Source organism: Acidovorax sp. SRB_24, assembly GCF_012931925.1.
This window is the reverse complement of record NZ_MWOM01000016.1, coordinates 1-17697: the sequence shown is the minus strand read 5'-3', so window position 1 is coordinate 17697 and position 17697 is coordinate 1. Positions and strand designations below refer to the sequence as shown.

At 69.6% G+C, this 17697-nt stretch carries 18 protein-coding genes; 4 read left to right on the top strand and 14 right to left on the bottom strand.

Annotated elements, in window-relative coordinates; genetic code table 11:
* Window positions 1-41: 41 nt before the first annotated feature.
* A complete protein-coding gene (locus B2J89_RS07875) occupies window positions 42-1031 on the bottom strand; it encodes a tripartite tricarboxylate transporter substrate binding protein (protein ID WP_169168596.1) in 990 nt (329 codons plus the stop codon).
* Between the two features lie 123 nt (window positions 1032-1154).
* Entirely contained in the window at window positions 1155-2090 is a 936-nt protein-coding gene (gene rpoH / locus B2J89_RS07870; RefSeq protein WP_169168595.1) for an RNA polymerase sigma factor RpoH, read from the bottom strand.
* Between the two features lie 258 nt (window positions 2091-2348).
* On the opposite strand from rpoH, the gene B2J89_RS22485 reads away from it, so the two are divergent.
* On the top strand, window positions 2349-2579 hold the full coding sequence (locus tag B2J89_RS22485; protein WP_205763752.1) for a hypothetical protein: 231 nt from the start codon (window positions 2349-2351) through the stop codon (window positions 2577-2579).
* Window positions 2566-2829: a hypothetical protein gene (locus tag B2J89_RS07865; RefSeq protein WP_169168581.1), complete on the top strand. Its 264-nt coding sequence runs from the start codon at window positions 2566-2568 to the stop codon at window positions 2827-2829. Before B2J89_RS22485 ends, B2J89_RS07865 begins: the two co-directional genes overlap by 14 nt.
* A gap of 331 nt (window positions 2830-3160) precedes the next feature.
* Here the strand turns inward: B2J89_RS07865 and B2J89_RS07860 are convergent, their stop codons facing one another.
* From B2J89_RS07860 to B2J89_RS07815, 10 genes are read right to left on the bottom strand one after another with little or no spacing between them, the layout of a single operon-like run.
* Window positions 3161-4636: a deoxyribodipyrimidine photo-lyase gene (locus tag B2J89_RS07860; protein ID WP_169168594.1), complete on the bottom strand. Its 1476-nt coding sequence runs from the start codon at window positions 4634-4636 to the stop codon at window positions 3161-3163.
* Between the two features lie 38 nt (window positions 4637-4674).
* Complete coding sequence (locus B2J89_RS07855) at window positions 4675-5142, bottom strand: nuclear transport factor 2 family protein (RefSeq protein ID WP_169168593.1); 468 nt, start codon at window positions 5140-5142, stop codon at window positions 4675-4677.
* A 2-nt stretch (window positions 5143-5144) separates the two neighbouring features.
* Window positions 5145-5927, bottom strand: coding sequence for an SDR family oxidoreductase (locus B2J89_RS07850; RefSeq protein WP_169168592.1), 783 nt, complete (start codon window positions 5925-5927; stop codon window positions 5145-5147).
* A 2-nt stretch (window positions 5928-5929) separates the two neighbouring features.
* Window positions 5930-6478 carry a DUF3833 domain-containing protein gene (locus tag B2J89_RS07845; protein ID WP_169168591.1) on the bottom strand — a complete coding sequence of 183 codons (549 nt, stop codon included), beginning with the start codon at window positions 6476-6478 and terminating at the stop codon, window positions 5930-5932.
* Between the two features lie 8 nt (window positions 6479-6486).
* Window positions 6487-7776 (bottom strand): MFS transporter, encoded by a 1290-nt coding sequence (locus B2J89_RS07840; RefSeq protein ID WP_169168590.1) that lies wholly within the window; start codon window positions 7774-7776, stop codon window positions 6487-6489.
* On the bottom strand, window positions 7773-8321 hold the full coding sequence (locus B2J89_RS07835; RefSeq protein WP_169168589.1) for a chalcone isomerase family protein: 549 nt from the start codon (window positions 8319-8321) through the stop codon (window positions 7773-7775). The genes B2J89_RS07840 and B2J89_RS07835 overlap by 4 nt, the downstream gene beginning before the upstream one ends.
* 20 nt (window positions 8322-8341) lie before the next feature.
* The gene (locus B2J89_RS07830) at window positions 8342-9574 is read right to left on the bottom strand and encodes a cyclopropane-fatty-acyl-phospholipid synthase family protein (RefSeq protein WP_169168588.1); all 1233 of its coding nucleotides are present in this window, start codon (window positions 9572-9574) and stop codon (window positions 8342-8344) included.
* A 24-nt stretch (window positions 9575-9598) separates the two neighbouring features.
* Window positions 9599-10393, bottom strand: coding sequence for a DUF1365 domain-containing protein (locus tag B2J89_RS07825; RefSeq protein WP_169168587.1), 795 nt, complete (start codon window positions 10391-10393; stop codon window positions 9599-9601).
* Complete coding sequence (locus B2J89_RS07820; RefSeq protein WP_169168586.1) at window positions 10390-11694, bottom strand: NAD(P)/FAD-dependent oxidoreductase; 1305 nt, start codon at window positions 11692-11694, stop codon at window positions 10390-10392. The genes B2J89_RS07825 and B2J89_RS07820 overlap by 4 nt, the downstream gene beginning before the upstream one ends.
* Window positions 11691-12266 carry a glutathione peroxidase gene (locus B2J89_RS07815; RefSeq protein ID WP_240964774.1) on the bottom strand — a complete coding sequence of 192 codons (576 nt, stop codon included), beginning with the start codon at window positions 12264-12266 and terminating at the stop codon, window positions 11691-11693. The genes B2J89_RS07820 and B2J89_RS07815 overlap by 4 nt, the downstream gene beginning before the upstream one ends.
* Window positions 12267-12439: 173 nt before the next feature.
* Here B2J89_RS07815 and B2J89_RS07810 point away from each other — a divergent pair, with 173 nt between their 5' ends.
* Both B2J89_RS07810 and cutA read left to right on the top strand, forming a co-directional pair.
* Complete coding sequence (locus B2J89_RS07810) at window positions 12440-13378, top strand: MerR family transcriptional regulator (protein ID WP_169168584.1); 939 nt, start codon at window positions 12440-12442, stop codon at window positions 13376-13378.
* 153 nt (window positions 13379-13531) lie between these two features.
* On the top strand, window positions 13532-13873 hold the full coding sequence (cutA, locus tag B2J89_RS07805; protein WP_169168583.1) for a divalent-cation tolerance protein CutA: 342 nt from the start codon (window positions 13532-13534) through the stop codon (window positions 13871-13873).
* 27 nt (window positions 13874-13900) lie between these two features.
* Here cutA and B2J89_RS07800 read toward each other — a convergent pair whose 3' ends face one another.
* Window positions 13901-16567 (bottom strand): EAL domain-containing protein, encoded by a 2667-nt coding sequence (locus B2J89_RS07800; protein ID WP_169168582.1) that lies wholly within the window; start codon window positions 16565-16567, stop codon window positions 13901-13903.
* 119 nt (window positions 16568-16686) lie between these two features.
* Window positions 16687-17679 carry a signal recognition particle-docking protein FtsY gene (gene ftsY / locus B2J89_RS07795; protein ID WP_371809050.1) on the bottom strand — a complete coding sequence of 331 codons (993 nt, stop codon included), beginning with the start codon at window positions 17677-17679 and terminating at the stop codon, window positions 16687-16689.
* Window positions 17680-17697 lie beyond the last annotated feature (18 nt).

Sequence of the window (17697 nt, the reverse complement as noted above, 5' to 3'; positions counted from 1 at the left end):
CCCGGGCAGCGGAGGCGCTGGGGCCGGCCGGGGCGGCAGGCTTATTCGGCCGTAATGCCGCGCGCCTTGATCACGCCTCCGAGCAGCTGTGCGTCACTCTGGATGCGGCGCGCCAGGCCCTCGGCCGTGGTGCCGGTCACCTGCCAGCCCTGCTGGAACAGCTTGGCGCGCACGTCCGGGCTGCGCGCGATCTCGCTGAACAACGCCGACAGGCGCGCCACCACGGGCGCGGGCAACGCGCGCGGGCCGGCCACGGCGTTCCAGATTTCCAGGTTGAAGTCTTTCACGCCGGCCTCGGCCAGGCTCGGGTACTCAGGCACCAGCGTGCTGCGGCTGCTGGATGTGACGCCGATCACGCGCAGCTTGCCGGCACGCGCCTGCGCCGCCGCCATGGCCGGGGGCAGCAGGGCCAGCTGGATCTGCCCGCCAATGATGGCGTTGATGACCTGAGGGTTGCCGGGGTAGGGCACATGCACGGGCTGCATGCCGGTCTGGCCCTTGAGCAGTTCCATGCCGATGTGCGCCACCGTGCCCACGCCGGGCGTGCCGTAGCTCCACTGGTCGCCTGCACTGCGCGCGGCGGCCAGAAACTCTTGCGCCGTGGCGCCCGGGGCATTGGCCGGCGCCGCCAGTGCCAGTGGGGCGGTGCCCACCAGGCTGATGGGCGCCAGGTCCTTGAGCGGGTCGTAGCTCACCTTGGGGTTGATGAGTTTGGCGATCGTCATGTTGCCGTTGATCATCACGCCGATGGTGTGGTCGTCGGTGGCGCGGGCCACGGCGTCGGCGGCAATGTTGCCTCCAGCGCCCACCTTGTTTTCCACGATCACGGGCTGACCCAGGGCCTTGGCCAGCGGCTCTGCCAGCGTGCGCGCCACCAGGTCGGGCGACGAGCCGCCCGGAAAGCCCACCACGATCTTCAGCGGCTTGCTGGGCCAGCCGGGCGTGGCAGGCGCGGTCTGGGCCGAGGCGGCGCCGCACGCAGCGGCAAGTGCCAGCACCAGCGTGGCGCGGCGAACGGGGCAGGGGGGCATGGGGACTCCTTGGAAGCAGGGCGCGGGGCAGGGTGCGCCGCAAGAAAAAAAGCGCGCAACCCATGGATTGCGCGCTCGGATTATCGCCACTGCGCCCGCGTACCGCAGGCCGGTGGCGCGGGTTCAGGCGTACTCGGCCAGCGTCTTTTTCATTTTCTTCATGGCGGCGGACTCGATCTGGCGGATGCGCTCGGCGCTCACGCCATAGACCGCGGCGAGTTCGTGCAGCGTCATGCCGCCCGAGCCGTCGTCGTTGACCTTGAGCCAACGCTCCTCGACGATGCGCCGGCTGCGTTCGTCCAAGCCCGACAGTGCCGTGGCAATGCCTTCGGTCGAGAGCACGTCGCGCTGGCGCGATTCGATCATGGCCGTGGGCTCGTGGGCGGCATCGGCCAGGTAGGCGATCGGGCCAAAGGCCTGCTCGCCATCGTCGGACGGGGCCGGGTCGAGCAGCACATCGCCGCCCGACATGCGGGTTTCCATCTCCATCACCTCTTCGCGCTTGACGTTGAGCCGGTCGGCCACGAGGTCGATCTCGTTCTCGGACAGCGTGTTGCGGTGCGTGTCGGCGTCGAGTGCGCCGGCCTTGAAGCCCTGCTTCATGGAGCGCAGATTGAAGAACAGCTTGCGCTGCGCCTTGGTGGTGGCCACCTTCACCATGCGCCAGTTCTTCAGGATGTATTCGTGGATCTCGGCTTTGATCCAGTGCATCGCATAGCTCACCAGGCGCACACCCTGGTCGGGGTCGAAGCGCTTGACGGCTTTCATCAGACCCACGTTGCCTTCCTGGATCAGGTCGCCGTGCGGCAGGCCGTAGCCCAGGTACTGGCGCGAAATGGACACCACCAGGCGCAGGTGCGACATCACCAGCCGGCCAGCGGCATCGAGGTCGTTGTGGGTGCGCAGCGCGCGCGCTGCAGCCTGCTCTTCTTCGAGCGTCAGCAGCGGAATGCGGTTGGCTGCAGAAATGTATGCATCAAGATTGCCCAGCGGCGGCACCAAAGCCCAAGGATTGGCAGGGGCCAAGGCAGTGGCAGCGGATCCAGTGGGAGTCACCATTCAGGGGTCCTTTACGTTATCGATGGTTCATGTTAGCACTCTGTTAGAGAGACTGCTAAAGGCAGAGTTCCTGTCTGCTTGTCAGAAAAATCCTGCCTCCAACCCAGGGTGCGGAAGGGGAGGGTTGTGCACTGGGCAAGGTCACCGACCAGATCATCCAACGCCGATAAAGACCCCACCCTGCAGCATTGTGGAACCGGGCATCAGAAGCGTACCAAAAACGTTGGATTGAGCAGTAGCATTTTGGTTGCATGGATAATGCCTGCAGACCGATGTTTCAACCCGAGCAAGGATATTGGCGTATTTTCCCAATATTTCTTCTTGGTTCAGGAAATTACTTTTTGTATCGTGGCATCGGCCAAGGCCTACACAAAAGTAGGAGCGCGCTGGCATAAACCATGGAGTGATTATAAAACAATGCCGGCGCAGCAAGAATTTCCCTGCTGTGCATTGTTTTTCATTCAGGAGAATGTTTATGTCAACCAATAACCCCCAGGGCCATAATCAGCACACCGCCAGCGGCGGTCAGCATGGTGGCAAGGGCCAAGGCAGCCACAGCTCCGACAAATCCTCTGCCAAGCCTGGGACGTCCGACATGTCGGGCAAGTCCGGGACAGGCAAATCCACTTCAGGGGGCAGTGGCGGAAGCGCGGCGGCAGGCTCGGCTGGCAAGACACAAGGCGGCAGCCACGAACAGCATGTGGAAGCGGGACGCCAGAGCCACAAAAACGACCGTTGAGGCCAAGCGCCTCCAACCACTGTGATGGAAGGGTGCCCCAGCGGGGGCACCTCGCTACGTTGCCCGCGCTGGCCCATGGCTTGCAACACCGCGGCCGGTGCCTTTGCACTTTTCCTTAATGCAGGACTCCAGTTTTTATGGGGGCGAGTGCCACCCGCCATGGAAGCAGTTCTGCGGTGTGGGGAATTTCAGGGTTCAGCGCGTATATTCCCGCGCATGCGGCATGCGTTCCATTTGCGGGCGGGAAAAGAGATATTGTTTCAAGGCATTTTGCCTTTTGGCGCTGAGCCCGGCAGCGGTGCGTGCTATCAAAATAAAAGCCGCCCGGCGCTTAATGCTGGGAGGTTCCGGCTGTAGCCATCCGGGCCTCGGCCGCTGCAAAGCCAAAGCGCATCAGCGTGCGCTGTCGCGCCCGGGCGTGGTCCACGATGGGTTTCGGGTAGTCGTGCCCCAGGCGCACGCCCGCTTGCGCCAGCACGGCGGCGCTGGCGCTGGCAGGCGCATGGATGAACTGGTCGGGCATGCGCGCCAGTTCGGGCAGATAGCGGCGGATGAAACGGCCCTCGGGGTCGAATTTTTGCGACTGCGTGGTCGGGTTGAATATCCGAAACCAGGGCTGGGCGTCGCAGCCCGTGGAAGCCGCCCACTGCCAGCCGCCGTTGTTGGCGGCCAGGTCGTAGTCGTTCAGGTGCTGCGCAAAGTGGCGCTCGCCCAGGCGCCAGTCGATGCCCAGGTCCTTGGTCAGGAACGACGCCACCACCATGCGCAGGCGGTTGTGCATGTAGCCGGTCTGGTGCAGCTGGCGCAGGGCGGCGTCGACGAGCGGGTAGCCGGTGACCGCCCCGCACCAGGCAGCGAACAGTTCGGGGGCGTCGTCCCAGGCAATGTGGTCGTAGGTCGGCTTGAAAGCGCGCTCCACCACCTGCGGGTGGTGCCACAGAATCATCTGATAGAAGTCGCGCCACACCAGTTCGGACAGCCAGGTGGCGGCGCCGTCGCCGCCGTGCTGCTGTGCCAAGGCCGCCAGCTCACGCACCGACACGGTGCCAAAGCGCAGGTGCACCGACAGGTAGGACACGCCCTTGCGCGCCGGGTAGTCGCGCGCTGCGCGGTAGCTGTCGATGCGTGCCGCAAAGTCGGCCAGCAGCTGGCGGCCGCCGCGCGTGCCCGGGGGCAGCGGCAGGCTGGCGAGGTTGCTGGGCGCAAAGCCGAGCGCGGCCAGCGGCGGCAGGGCTTCGCCCGCCGGTTTCGCGGCCAGGCGCGCCGCGTGCCTTTCGATCGGGTAGGGCCGCAGCTGCGAGCCGTCCAGCTGTTTGAGCCAGGCCTTGCGGTAGGGCGTGAACACGCCAAACGGCGTGCCGGCCTGGGTCAGCACCTCGTTCTGCTCGAACACCACCTGGTCTTTGCAGTCGGCCCAGGCAATGCCGTGCGCGGCCAGCTGCTGCGCCACGGCACGGTCGCGCGCGATCGCGGCGGGCTCGTAGTCGCGGTTGGCCCACACCCGGTCCACGCCCAGCGCCACCGCCAGCTGCACGATGCAGTCGGTGGCCGGCCCGTGGCGCACCCGCAGGCCGCTGCCCTGGCCGCCCGCCGCGCGCGACAGGGCGTCGAGCGCGCCGTCGAGTTCCTGCAGGCTGGCGTGGATGAAGTCGACGCGCCGGTCGCAGCGCGTGGGCAGGGCGTCCAGGATGTCGGTGTCGAAAACAAAAGCGCAGTGCACGCGTTCGGCGCTGCGCAGCGCGTGGTGCAGCGCGGCATGGTCGTGGCAGCGCAGGTCGCGGCGGAACCAGACGAGGGCGGTGGACATGGCGGGTGAGCGGGCGATTGGGTGAATGGGGTGGTCGATCAGCTGCTGGCCCGTTTCCTCAGCCAGCGCATCAGGCCGCCGAGCACAGGGATTTTTTCGTACAGCTCCTCGGCCGCATCCCAGTAGTCGCGGTGCACCGCGATGCGGCCGTGGGCGTCGAGCACCAAGTGCGAGCAGCCGCGCACGGTCTGCGCGGTCGCCGGCTGGATGCCTTTGAAGCGAAAGCAGAAGTTCCAGGTCAGAAAGCACTCGCGGCCCTGCAGCACGCGGCCGGTGACGACAAAACGGGGCCCGTGCAGCGTCTCGAACATGTGTGCGTAGATGCGCATGATTGCCGCGAGGCCTTGCACTTCATTGAACGGGTCCTTGAAGCGGGCGTCGGCGGCATAGACGCGGTCCATCGCCCCGATGGTGTCGGGTGTGAGCGTTTCAAAGAACGCTGCGATGGCGGCCACGGAGGCCGCCGCGTCGGCGGCATCGGCGCTGGTGGTCGGGGTGGAGGGCATGGTCACAGTCCGGTCAGCCGGCGCACGGCCGGGAAGTAGAGCCCATACGGCAGCAGGCGCAGCAGCTTCATCACGCGCGTGAAGCGCTTGGGGAAATGGATCTCGAACGCGCCGCGCTCCCAGCCGCGCACCATCGCGGCGGCGGCATCCTCGGGCGAGATCAGCGCCGGCATGGCGAAGTCGTTGGTCGCCGTGAGCGGTGTCGCGACGAAGCCGGGGTTGACCACGCTCACGCCGATGCCGAGGTCGTGCAGGTCCAGGTACAGCGCTTCCGCCAGGTGGATCAGCGCGGCCTTGGTCGGGCCGTAGGCCAGGCTTTGCGGCAGCGCGCGAAAGCCGGCCACGCTGGCCACCAGGCTGAGGTGGCCCGGGCGCCCGCCCGCTGCCGCCTGCACCATGGCGGGCAGCACGGCGCCCAGCACCTGCAGGGCGCCCGTGACGTTGACCTGCTGGTGGCGCAGCATCGCATCGAGGTCGAAGGCGGTGGCGCGCATCGGCTGGTAGGTGCCGGCACAGTAGCAGACGAGGTCGAGCGGGCCGCGTGCCAGCAAGTCGGCCGCTGCGGTCTGCACGGCAGCGCGCTCGGTGCTGTCGAGCACCAGCGCCTGGCTGCCGCTGTGCTGCGCCGTGAATGCATCGAGCGCGGCGGCGCTGCGCGCCGACACCACCACCTGCGCGCCGCGCGCATGCAGCGCCGAGGCGGTGGCGCGGCCGATGCCGCTCGAGGCGCCCACCAGCCAGACGCGGCGGCCCTGCCAGTCGGGGATGCGCGGGTTGAGCGCCATGCTCAGGGCTTGGTGAACGCCAGCGTGACCTCGCCCAGGCGCACGCCAAACTTGCGCATGGTGGCGCGGTTGAGCATCACGCGCTCGTCGACCAGCACCATCCAGTCGTCCATCTGCACCTCGTAGACCTTGTCGCCCACCGGCTGGCGCAGGGTGTAGTTCCAGTGGAAGGCGTTGCCGGCGGTGTACCCCACGGCTTCGCCGACCACATCGTCGGCCGTGCCGGTCACGCGCCCGCCCGCGTGCTGCGTCAGGCGCCAGACGCGCTGGCCGGTGCTGCCGTCGGAGTAGATGAAGGACTCGTCGAGCACGCCCTGGTTGCCGGTCCACTGGCCGTTGATCGTCACCGTGAAGCGCTTGGCGACCTTGCCAAAGCGGTCCTGGAACATGCCGTGCGCCAGCACGCGGCCGTTGAAGTAGCGCGCCAGGTCGAGCGCCGGTTTTTCGCCCGCGTAGTCCGAGGCCTGGGGCGCGGCGCAGCCCGACAGGGCGGCGACGGAGACGCCGGCAGCCACAGCGGCCGCGAGCAGAAGAAAGCGTTTTCGGGCCATGGGACACCTCACACCAAAAGTGGCGCACGCGGGCTGCGGCGCACAAAAAAGAAGGCCAGCGCCGCCGCTGCCAGCAGCTTGAGCGCGCAGGGCAGCACGGCGTAGGCCAGGCCCAGCGTGCGCAGCGCCTCGGGGTCGCGCGTCCCGGGGCTGTAGCCGAGGGCGCCCAGCAGCGGCAGGGCCAGGCCCGCGGCCAGCGCCAGGTTGAGCTTGGTGGCGAAGTTCCACCAGCCAAAATACGCGCCCTCGTGGCGGCCGCTGTCGCCCTGGCCCGCGATCACGCCGGCCAGCAGCGCGCCGGGCAGGGCCAGGTCGGCGCCCAGCGCCGCGCCCGAAAGCGCGCACACGGCCACGAAGGCGGCGCTGTCGCCCGCACCGAGCCCGGCCACGCTGGCGAACACGGCCACCGACAGCAGCATGCCCGCCAGCCAGGTCCGCGCAAGGCCCCAGTGCGCCACGGCGCGCAGCCACAGCGGCATCGCCAGCGCCGCGCAGACGAAGTAGCTGCCGAGAAACAGCGGCTCCAGGGTCGGCGCGGCGCGCAGCCGGTCCTGCACAAAGAACAGCACCAGCGTGGCCGGCACGGCGCTGGCGATGCCGCTGAGCATGAACACCGCCAGCAGGCGGCGGAACGGCGCGCAGCGCCAGGGGTGCCACGGGCTGGCGGCTGCCGCGCCCGGGTGTGTGGCGTGGGGTGCGGCTGCCGGCGGGCGCGGCGCGCGCGTCCAGGCCAGCCAGCCCAGCGCCAGCGCGGCGGCAAACACGCCCAGCATGGCGGGCAGCCCGAACAGCCCCGGCAGCACCGAGGCCAGCACCACGCCGACCAGACCGCAGCCCTCGCGCCAGGCGACGATGCGCCCGCGCTGCAGTTCATCGCCACCCAGGCGCGCGCCCCAGGCCTGGTGGGCAATGCTCAGCTGGCTGAACGCGGTATACGTAACCAGCAGGCAGCCCAGCGCCCAGACCACCAGTGCCTGCGGCCCGGTGCGCGCCGGATAAAACAGCCCCGTCAAGCCCAACGACAGCACCAGCGCCGCCACCGCGCCCACCGCCCACACGGCGCGCAGCGAGCGCGCAAACAGCCGGTCGCTCCAACGGCCCAGCAGCGGGTCGATCGCGGCATCGAACAGTCGCGCGCCCAGCAGCAGCGCTCCCAGCGTGGCCAGCGGCATGCCGAAGGCGCTGGCGTAGTGGTGCGGCAGCAGCACATACAGCGGCAGCGCCACGAACGCCAGCGGCAGGCCGAGGAGGCCATACGTCAGGCCCTGGCGGGCGGACAGCGTGGCGGCCGACGTCATGGCGGGGCCTCGGTGCCCAGCAGCTCGGCGCGCAGACCCGGCTCGGAGGTCTGGGGCGCAAGCCAGATGCCGAAGAACAGGCGTGCGAACTCGGGGTCGGCGACCGTGCCCACGGTACGCCCGCGCATCCGGAACGTCGCGCCGCGCCCCGGCTGGTACAGGCCGGTGATGCGGTCGCCGGGCTGCACGTCGCGCAGCGCGGCCTGCAGCGCCTGCTGCCAGCGCGTGGCCTGCGCGGCGCTGAAGGGCCCGGCGCGGCGCATCTCGGCGATCGAGCGCTCGGCAATGGCCGCGGCGCTGAAGCTGCGCGCGTAGCTCAACTCCAGCGCGAGCGGCAGCGCGGCGTAGTCGGCGGGGGCGAAGCCCGGACTGACCCAGAGGCGGGCGCGGTAGATCTCCAGCCCCCACACGCGCAGCGTGCCCTCGCCGGCGCGCTGCAGTCCGGCCAGCGGCGCCGCGGTGTCGGCACCCTGGGCCTGCGCCGTTTCTGCATGAAAAACGGCTGTAGCCCATACCAGTAAAGCGCAAGCAGCTCTGTTTTTCATAGTAATCGCCCGGCCGTGCCTCAGTCGCGCACCAGCGTGTACTGCACGACGTCGATGTTGTGCATGGCAAAGGCGGCCTCGCTGTAGGCCAGGTAGAACTCCCACAGGTGCAGGAAACGCTCGTCAAAGCCCTGCTGCAGGATGAGCGCGCGCTGCGCGACGAAGCGCTCGCGCCAGCGCCTCAGGGTCTCGGCGTAGTCGGGGCCGAAGGCGAATTCCTGCTGCACGCGCAGGCCCGCGGCCTCGGCCGCGCGCCGGAATTCGCTCGGGCAGGGCAGGCAGCCGCCGGGGAAGATGTACTGCTGGATGAAATCGGTCGAGCCGATGTAGCGCCGGAACAGCGCGTCGTCGATCACGATGCTCTGGATGCAGGCCTTGCCGCCGGGCTTGAGCAGGCGGTGCACGGCCTGGAAGTAGGTCGGCCAGTATTCGCGCCCGACGGCTTCGACCATTTCAATCGAACAGACCGCGTCGTAGGGCCCGTCGCCGATGTCGCGGTAGTCCTGCAGGCGCAGGTCGGCGCGCCCGGACATGCCCAGCGTCTCCAGGCGCTGCCGGGCAAACGCGAGCTGTTCGGTCGACAGCGTCACGCCCGTGAGCGTGGCGTCGAACTCGGTCGCTGCCATCTCGGCCAGCGCGCCCCAGCCGCAGCCGATCTCGAGCACGCGGTCGCCCGGCCGCACGCCGGTCTGGCGCAGCGCGCGGCGCACCTTGGCGCGCTGGGCACTGGGCAGGTCGGTGCCGGCCCCGCCCAGCCCGCCTTCAAACCAAGCGGACGAATAGTTCATGGTCTCGTCCAGCCACAGCGCATAGAAGGCGTTGCCCAGGTCGTAGTGGGCGTGGATGTTTTTCTGGCTGTTGGCGCGCGTGTTGCGGTGCAGCAGGTGCTTGAGGCGAAACAGCAGCCGCCCGGCCCAGCTGCCGTAGACCATGCCCTCGATCTGCTGGCGGTTGGCGATGAACAGCTTGAGCAGTTCGGTCAGGTGCGGCGTGGTCCAGTCGCCGGCGATGTAGCTCTCGGCAAAGCCGATGTCGCCCGACTTGAGCGCGGCGCCGAACACGTTCCAGTTCTTCAGCGCGATGGCGGCCACGGGGCTGCCGTGGCCGTAGTGGCGCAGCGTGCCGTCGGGCAATTGCAGCGTGAGCGTGCCGTGCTGCAGGCGCTGCAGCAGCTGCAGTGCGGTGCGCGCGGCGGCCGGGACGCCGGGCGGCAGGGCCGCGGCGCTGGAGGGGGAGGCGGTGGTGCTGTTCATGGCTTTTGGGGGCATAAGAAGGGGTCAGCGTGTGATGCTGGCGGCGGGCGGCGCGGGCTTGCGCTGGAAGCCCACGCGCTTGGCCCACAGCCGCAGCGCCTGCCAGTGGATGCGCGCGGTCACGGCCAGCGTCATGGCCGGGTAGCCCCACAGGGCGCGGCGCACGGTGCGCGCGCACAGCGGCAGCAGCTCGCCGCTGACGCTGGTCTGCAGCAGCGCACCAGCCTCATCGTCGTGGTCGATGCGCACCACGGTGCGATCGCGCCCGCCCTGGTTGGAGCGCACAAAGCGGAAGCGGTAGCGGCCTGTGACACGGCAGAACGGCGAGACATGGAACACCTTGTGCGCCTGCAGTTCGGCGCCGAGGCGCGGGTGGTCGAGCAGGTAGCAGTGGCGCTCACCGAAGGTGTTGTGAACCTCGACGACGATGGCGCGCAGCGAGTTGTCAGCGCGGTGGCAGTACCAGAAGCTCACGGGCTTGAAGGTGTAGCCCCACACGCGCGGATAGCAGTGCAGCCAGACCTCGCCGCTGGCGTCGTCAATGCCCTCGGCCTGCAGCAGCGCGTCGAGCCAGCCGAGCGCGCCGCCTTCCTGCAGGCTGCGGCCATCGCCGTGGTCGCATTCGTGGAAACTCAGCGCGCCGCGCCTGTTGAAGGCCAGCGCGCCGGCGCTCTCCGGGTGGGCACGCAGGCTGCGCAGCGGCAGCATCAGGAAAAAGGTGCGGTAGCTGAACGCGTGCCGCGTCGGGCGCAGCCGCGTGTGCCGCACCTGGCCGAAGCCGATCAGCGGTGTGGCGACGGGCAGCGCCGCGGCGGTCATGCGGCCTCCGCGCGCGGCGTGCGCAGCTCGGCCTGCAAGGCCTCGGCCACGGCCAGTCCCGATGCCAGGCCGTCCTCGTGGAAGCCATAGCCCGTCCAGGCGCCGCAGAACCAGCTGTGCTGGACGCCCTGCAGCTGTGCCACCTGGGCCTGCGCGCGGATCGCGGCCTGGTCGAACACCGGGTGGTCATAGTCGTATTCGCCCAGGATGTGCTGCGATGCAATGGCGCGCACCGGGTTCAACGACGCCAGCACCGGCTGCTCAAACGGCAGCGGCTGGAGCCGGTTGAGCCAGTAGTGCAGGCACACGCGCGCCGATTCGCCGGCCTGCGTGGGCGCGCGCTCGTAGTTCCAGGCCGCCCAGGCGGCGCGGCGCATGGGCAGCACCGAGGCGTCGGTGTGCAGCACGGCGCGGTTGGGCTGGTAGCGGATGGCGCCCAGCACCGCGAGTTCCTGCGCCGTGGGCGCGGCCAGCAGCGCCAGCGCCTGGTCGGAGTGCGTGGCCAGCACCACGCGGTCAAAGCGCTCGGCGCCGTGGTCGGTGAGCACGCGCACGCCCGCGGCGTCGCGCTCGATGCGGCGCACTGGCGTGTTGAGGCGCTTGTCGGCCACGCGCGCGACGATCTTGTCGACATAGTGGCGCGCGCCGCCGACCACGGTGTGCCACTGCGGGCGGCCGCTGATCTGCAGCAGGCCGTGGTTGTGGCAGAAGCGGACCATCGTGGCGACCGGAAAGCGCAGCATCTGGTCCGTCGGGCAGCTCCAGATGGAGCCGAGCATGGGCAAAAAGTACCAGTCGCGGAACGCGTCGCCAAAGCGGTGCGCCTGCAGGAACTCGCCGAGCGGCTGCGCCAGCGCGGCCTCTTCGTTGGCCTCTGCGATGCGTGTGGCCAGCCGGTTGAAGCGCAGCAGGTCGGCGAGCATGCCCCAGAAGCGCGGGCTCAGCAGGTTGCTGCGCTGGGCAAACACGGTCGAGAGGTGGGAGCCGCTCCACTCCAGCGCCCGGGCGCCCGCCTTGCCGGGCACCTGCACCGAGAACGACATGTCGGACGGCGCAGTGGCCACGCCCAGCTCGGCCAGCAGCGCGATCAGCTGCGGGTAGGTGCGCTCGTTGAACACCAGAAAGCCCGTGTCCACGCCGTGCGTGACCGGCCCCGCGGGCGTGGGCAGCGTCACATCGACGGTGTGCGTGTGGCCGCCGTAGTAGCTGCCGGCCTCGAACAGCGTGAGCTGCGCCTGGCCCTGCAGCCGGTGTGCGGCCGCCAGGCCCGCGATGCCCGAGCCGACGATGGCGATCTTCATGGCGTGCTCCGGGACGGGGGCGCGGGCTGGGCCAGCGCCTTTTCAATGGCGCGCACCAGGCCGGCGTTGTCGGGCGCCGTGAGGCTCGAATAGCTGCCCGCCACACGGCCGTCGCGCCCCACCAGGTATTTGTAGAAATTCCAGCGCGGCACCTTGCCGGTCTGCTGCGCCAGCTGGCGGTACAGCGGCGACGCCCCGGTCCCCGTGACGCTGCTCTTGGCAAACATTGGGAATTTGACGCCATAGGTGTTTTCGCAGAACGCGGCGATCTGCGCGTTGTCTCCACCCTCCTGCGCAAAGTCGTTGGACGGGAAACCCAGCACCACCAGGCCCTTGCCCTGGTAGCGCTTGTGCAGCGCTTCGAGTCCCTCGTACTGGCCCGTGAAGCCGCAGTAGCTGGCCGTGTTGACCACGAGCAGCACCTTGCCGCTGTACTGGCACAGCGACTGCGGCTGCTCGTCCTGCAGGCGCAGCACCGTGTGCTGCAGGAGCGCGGGACAGGCGGCGGGCGCCGCAGCCGGCGCCGGTGCACCAGTGGCCTGCGCGATGGCCGGCGCCCAGGGCAAGAGCATGGCGGCAAGGAAAAGAGTGGACAGGGTTCGCATTAGACGCTCCATTGATTTGTCCAAGACAATGAAGCTATTTCAGCACATTTTGTCCACTTGCGCTTTAATCGCTCCTGTGTTCTTTACGCAGCCGAGCGGTTTTTGCATGCCACTTTTTCGCCCTGAGGGCGCCGATCCCCATGAATGAGCGCGAACGCGTGCTCGCGCAGCACCTGTCCATTGCCGCCGTCGAGCGCGACACAGGCCTGTCGAAGGACACGCTGCGTGTGTGGGAGCGCCGCTATGGCTTCCCCCGCCCCGAGCGCGACGGTGCGGGCGACCGGCTCTACCCGCCCGAGCAGGTCGAGCGCCTGTACGCCATCCGCCGCCTGATGGATGCCGGGCACCGGCCCGGGCGCATCGTGGCGCTGGCACCCGAGGCGCTGCAGGCGCTGGCCGATGCGGCGCCGGCTGCGCCCGTGGCCGCCGCCAGTGCGCCGGCGCTGGAGAGCTACCTGGCGCTGATTGCCCAGCACGACATGCACCGTCTGCGCCACGCGCTCGGCCAGGACGCGCTGCGCCTGGGCCTGGTGGCCTTCGTCACGCAGCTGGTGGCGCCGCTGAACACGGCCGTGGGCGAGGCCTGGATGCAGGGGCGCTTCCAGGTCTTCGAGGAACACCTCTATACCGAATGCCTGACCGGCGTGCTGCGCCAGGCCATCGCCAGCATCGCGCCGCCGCCGGGCCGCGGCACGCCGCGCGTGCTGCTGACCACCGTGCCGCAAGAGGCCCATGGCCTGGGCCTGCTGATGGTCGAGGCGCTGCTGGCGCTGGAGGGTTGCCACTGCCTCTCCCTGGGAACTCAGACACCGCTCGGGGACATTGCGCGCGCTGCCCAGGTGCACGACGCCGACATCGTCGCCCTGAGCTTCACTGGGGTGCAGGGCGCGCCCGCGGTGGTCGCGGCGCTGCGTGCGCTGCGCCGACAGCTGCCGCCGCGCACTGCCATCTGGGTCGGCGGCGGGTGCCCGGTGCTCTACCAGCGCCCGCTGCCCGGCGTGCTGCCGGTGCAGGCCATCGGGTCGCTTCCGGCCGAGGTCGCACGCTGGCGACGCGCCGCGGCGTTGGCGGGGGGATAGGCCCGCCGCAGTGCTGAAGATTTGTGGTCAAAAGCGCCGCAAACGCTGAATGGGAAAGCGCTGCAAGCTATAAAATGGATAGTGAACGCACCTGCCTTGCGCGCAGCCTGCGGGCCGTGGCAGACTGTGCGCCCCACGGCCCTCCCCCCACCCATGCCCGCCATCCCCGACCTCTCCCTGGTGACCACCACGGTGGCCACGCCGGCCGACGCGCGCCGCCTGGCCCAGGCCGCTCTGCAGGCGCGGCTGGCGGCCTGCGTGCAGGTGCAGGCCATCACCTCGCACTACCGCTGGCAGGGCGCGCTGCACGAAGAGGCCGAGCAGCGCCTGGACTGCAAGACCACGGCGCAGGCCGTGCCCGCGCTGCTGGCACTGCTGCGCGCCCAGCACCCCTACACCGTGCCCGAGCTGGTGGTGCAGCCGCTGCAGGCCAGCGCCGACTATGCCCAGTGGGTGGCGCAGGAGGTTGCGCCCGGGGCGTCCGGCGCTGCTTGAGCGCGGTGCCCCGCGGTCAGCGGTCGTTCAAGCCGGAACCGGTGCGGCGCCTGCGCTGCGCACGCGCTGCTCAAAGTCCGCCAGCGGCTCGGGGCGGCCAAACAGGTAGCCCTGGAAGCCCCGGCAGCCATGGGCCTGCAGGAACGCATGGTGCTCGGCGGTTTCGACGCCTTCGGCGATGATCCCCAGCCCCAGCGTGTCCGCCAGCGCGATGATGGCGTGCGCAATGGCGGCGTCGCTGGCGTTGTGCAGCACGCCGCGCACGAAGCCCTGGTCGATCTTGAGCTGGTCCAGTGGCAGGCGCTTGAGGTAGTTCAGCGACGAGTAGCCGGTGCCGAAGTCGTCGAGCGAGAAGCGCAGGCCATGCGCCTTGAGCGCGCGCATGGTGGCAATGACGCCGTCCACGTCGCTCAGCAGCAGGCTTTCGGTGAGCTCGAGCGTGATGCGCTCGGGGTCGGCGCCGCTGTGCTCCAGCAGGCCCAGCACCTGCGCGACAAAATCGTCCTGGCGGAACTGCCGCGCGCTGACGTTGATGGCCATGCGCAGCGGCGCCAATGCCGGGTCGCTGCGCCAGCGCGCCTGCTCGCGCAGGGCGGTCTCGAGCACCCACTGGCCCAGCGGCAGGATGAGGCCCGTCTCCTCGGCCAGCGCGATGAACACCGCGGGCTCGACCAGGCCCTTGGTCGGGTGCTGCCAGCGCAGCAGGGCCTCGGCGCCGGTCACGCGGCTTGCGCTGTCCACCTGCGGCTGGTAGACCAGAACAAACTGCGCCAGCCGCAGGCCGGCGTGCAGCGCCGCCTCCAGCCGCGCACGCAGGTTGACGGCATCCTGCATGTCGGGGTCGAAAAAGCACAGCGTGTTGCGGCCCGCGTCCTTGGCGCGGTACATCGCCATGTCGGCCTGCTTGAGCACTTCGTCGATGGTCACGGACTGCTCGCCCAGCACCGTGGCGCCCATGGTGGCGGTGACGTGCTGGCGTTGCCCGGCCAGCGCGTAGGGCTGGCGCAGCCGCGCGAGCATGGCCTCGCCGAGGTGGCGCACCTGGTCGGCGGCCTCGATCGCGTCGGCGCTGAGGTTTTGCAGCACCACCACGAATTCGTCGCCGCCCAGCCGGGCCACGGTGTCCTGTCCGCGCACGCAGTCCTGCAGGCGCTGGGCGACTTCGAGCAGCAGCAGGTCGCCGACCGCGTGGCCGCGGCTGTCGTTGAGGGTTTTGAAGTTGTCCAGGTCGACGAACAGCACGGCCGCGTGGAGCCCCGAGCGCGCGCTGCCGGCCAGCACCTGTTGCAGCCGGTCCATCAGCAGGCGCCGGTTGGGCAGCCCGGTCAGCGCGTCATAGAAGGCCAGGTAGCGCGCCTCGCTCTCGGCGGCCTTGCGCCCCGAGATGTCGATGTCGATGCAGAACATCTCGGGCGGCTGGCCCGGCACCGCGATGTAGGTGTGGCTGGAGAACACGTCCACCGGCGTGCCGTCCTTGCGCCGCAGCTGCACTTCCGCGCCGGGGATCGACGCGCCCGTGGCGAACATCTGCCGCATCTGGTGGCGCACCTCGGCATGCAAGGCCGGCGGCACGATCAGGTCCAGCAGGTTCTGGCCCAGCGCCTCCTGCGCGCTGTAGCCGTAGAGCTGTTCGGACGCCTGGTTCCAGTAGCTCACGGTGCCGTCGGCCAGGTAGCCCTGCACCGAGATCGATGGAATGTCGCCCAGCAGCGAGCGAAAGCGCAGCTCGGATTCGCGCAGGGCGGTCTCGCTGCGCAGCCGTTCGGTGATGTCGCGTGCGAGGAACACCACGGCCGCCCGTCCGTTGACCGCCGTGCCCAGCGGCTGCGCGCGGCCCTCGAAGTGGCGCGGCCCCGACAGCGTCTCCATCTCGTATTCAAAGCTCTCGGTCTGGCCGCTGTGCAGCGTCCGCGTGATCAGCTCCATGAAGCGATCGGCCTGCTGCGTGGGCAGCACGTCGTGCACGCGTTTGCCCAGCAGCGCCGGCGCCTGCGCCACGAGCTGGGATTCGTCGGGCGACAGCACCTCGACATAGCGGCCTTGCGCGTCCAGCACCAGCAGCACGTCGGGGATGGCGTGGGCGATGGCGCTGAGCCGCGCAGCGCTGTCGGCCAGGGCCTGTTCGGTGTTCAGGCGTGCTTCGACGTCGCCCAGCAGCAGGCCTATCAGCACCGTGGCTGGCGTGAAGATGAGCAAAAAGGCCCAGGCCCGCATGCCGTTGAAGTGCCGGGCCACGTCGGCGGGCAGCAGCTGCAGGCAGGCCAGCACCATGACATGCAGCAGCAGGCCGAACAGCAGCAGCGCCCCTGGCCCCACGCCCACGCGGCCACGCCGGCGCGCCTGGCGGTAGCCCAGGCCCAGCAGAGCGCACAGCACGATGACCAGCACCCCCACCGGCGCGCCCGCGCCGCCGATCCACAGGCGCCATGCCGCCGCCATGGCGGCGGCCATGCCGGCGACCACCGGGCCGCCGAACAGGCCCGCCATGCCCAGCACTACCGAGCGCGCGTCGATGATGACCCCGGGCATCAGCGCCACCGGGCTGAGCATGCCGACCACGCAGATGCCGCCGAACAGCAGGCCCGACATGGCCTGGCCCACCCGTGGCCGGCGGCGCCACAGGCGCATGTTGGCGCCGTGCAGAAAGCACAGCGCCAGCAGCAGGGCGGCACCTTTGAACAGTTCAAGGAGCATGAAAGCCACGGGAGTGGAGGGCCTCCCATGATCGGGGAATTGGTGCCGGCCGTAAATGTGCCCGTGCAGCGCCGCCGGACTGCACGGGCATTCCCGCAGAAGGGGCGCTGCTGCGGGCCTCAGGCCAGCAGGGCCTGGGCGAACTCGCGCGCGCTGAAGGTTTCGAGGTCTTCGAGTTTCTCGCCGACGCCGATGAAATACACCGGCAGCGGCCGCTCCTGCGCAATCGCCGCCAGCACGCCGCCCTTGGCCGTGCCGTCGAGCTTGGTGACGATCAGGCCAGTGAGCTGCAGCGCGTCGTCGAACGAGCGCACCTGGGCCAGCGCGTTCTGGCCGGTGTTGCCGTCGATCACCAGCAGCACCTCGTGCGGCGCTGTGGCATCGGCCTTGGTGACAACGCGGCGGATTTTTTTCAGCTCTTCCATCAAGTGCAGCTGCGTGGGCAGGCGCCCGGCGGTGTCGACCAGCACCACGTCCTTGCCGCGCGCCTTGCCGGCGGTGACGGCATCGAAGCTCACGGCGGCCGGGTCGCCGCCTTCCTGGCTGACGATCTCGACCAGGTTGCGGTCGGCCCACACACCGAGTTGCTCGCGCGCCGCCGCGCGGAAGGTGTCGGCCGCGGCCAGCAGCACGTGCGCGCCTTCGTTGGCCAGGTGCTTGGTGAGTTTGCCGATCGATGTGGTCTTGCCCGCGCCATTGACGCCCGCGACCATGATGACCGTGGGCGTGTGCCGGCCGATGACGAGGGGCTTTTCGAGCGGGCGCAGCAGGTCTGCCAGCGCATCGGCCAGCAAATCCTTGACCGCCGCGGGATCGGTGGTTTTGCTGTCCTTGACGCGGCGCTTGAGGTCGGTGAGCAGCCACTGCGTGGCCTTGACGCCGGTGTCCGCCATCAGCAGGGCTTCTTCGAGCTGCTCGTACAGCGCATCGTCGATGCGCGTGCCGGTGAACACCGTGGTGATGCTGGAGCCGGTCTTGCGCAGCCCGCTCTTGAGCCGGTCGATCCAGCCGCTGCGCTGCGCCTCCGCGGCGGCGGCCTGCGGCGCGGCCCCGGCAGGTGCCGGCGTTGCGCCGGGCTCTGGCAGCCCTGGTGCGGCGGGCTGTGCCGCCACAGCGTCTGCCGCGGGCGC

Excerpts from the sequence above, each read along its gene's own strand:
- B2J89_RS07860 (WP_169168594.1), bottom strand. The coding sequence starts at position 4,636 with ATGTCCACCGCCCTCGTCTGGTTCCGCCGCGACCTGCGCTGCCACGAC.
- B2J89_RS07815 (WP_240964774.1), bottom strand. The coding sequence starts at position 12,266 with ATGCTCTTGCCCTGGGCGCCGGCCATCGCGCAGGCCACTGGTGCACCG.
- B2J89_RS22485 (WP_205763752.1), top strand. The coding sequence starts at position 2,349 with ATGCCTGCAGACCGATGTTTCAACCCGAGCAAGGATATTGGCGTATTT.
- B2J89_RS07875 (WP_169168596.1), bottom strand. The coding sequence starts at position 1,031 with ATGCCCCCCTGCCCCGTTCGCCGCGCCACGCTGGTGCTGGCACTTGCC.
- B2J89_RS07850 (WP_169168592.1), bottom strand. The coding sequence starts at position 5,927 with ATGGCGCTCAACCCGCGCATCCCCGACTGGCAGGGCCGCCGCGTCTGG.
- rpoH (WP_169168595.1), bottom strand. The coding sequence starts at position 2,090 with ATGGTGACTCCCACTGGATCCGCTGCCACTGCCTTGGCCCCTGCCAAT.
- B2J89_RS07800 (WP_169168582.1), bottom strand. The coding sequence starts at position 16,567 with ATGCTCCTTGAACTGTTCAAAGGTGCCGCCCTGCTGCTGGCGCTGTGC.
- B2J89_RS07835 (WP_169168589.1), bottom strand. The coding sequence starts at position 8,321 with ATGAAAAACAGAGCTGCTTGCGCTTTACTGGTATGGGCTACAGCCGTT.
- B2J89_RS07865 (WP_169168581.1), top strand. The coding sequence starts at position 2,566 with ATGTCAACCAATAACCCCCAGGGCCATAATCAGCACACCGCCAGCGGC.
- B2J89_RS07825 (WP_169168587.1), bottom strand. The coding sequence starts at position 10,393 with ATGACCGCCGCGGCGCTGCCCGTCGCCACACCGCTGATCGGCTTCGGC.
- B2J89_RS07855 (WP_169168593.1), bottom strand. The coding sequence starts at position 5,142 with ATGCCCTCCACCCCGACCACCAGCGCCGATGCCGCCGACGCGGCGGCC.
- B2J89_RS07845 (WP_169168591.1), bottom strand. The coding sequence starts at position 6,478 with ATGGCCCGAAAACGCTTTCTTCTGCTCGCGGCCGCTGTGGCTGCCGGC.
- cutA (WP_169168583.1), top strand. The coding sequence starts at position 13,532 with ATGCCCGCCATCCCCGACCTCTCCCTGGTGACCACCACGGTGGCCACG.
- B2J89_RS07820 (WP_169168586.1), bottom strand. The coding sequence starts at position 11,694 with ATGAAGATCGCCATCGTCGGCTCGGGCATCGCGGGCCTGGCGGCCGCA.
- B2J89_RS07840 (WP_169168590.1), bottom strand. The coding sequence starts at position 7,776 with ATGACGTCGGCCGCCACGCTGTCCGCCCGCCAGGGCCTGACGTATGGC.
- B2J89_RS07830 (WP_169168588.1), bottom strand. The coding sequence starts at position 9,574 with ATGAACAGCACCACCGCCTCCCCCTCCAGCGCCGCGGCCCTGCCGCCC.
- B2J89_RS07810 (WP_169168584.1), top strand. The coding sequence starts at position 12,440 with ATGAATGAGCGCGAACGCGTGCTCGCGCAGCACCTGTCCATTGCCGCC.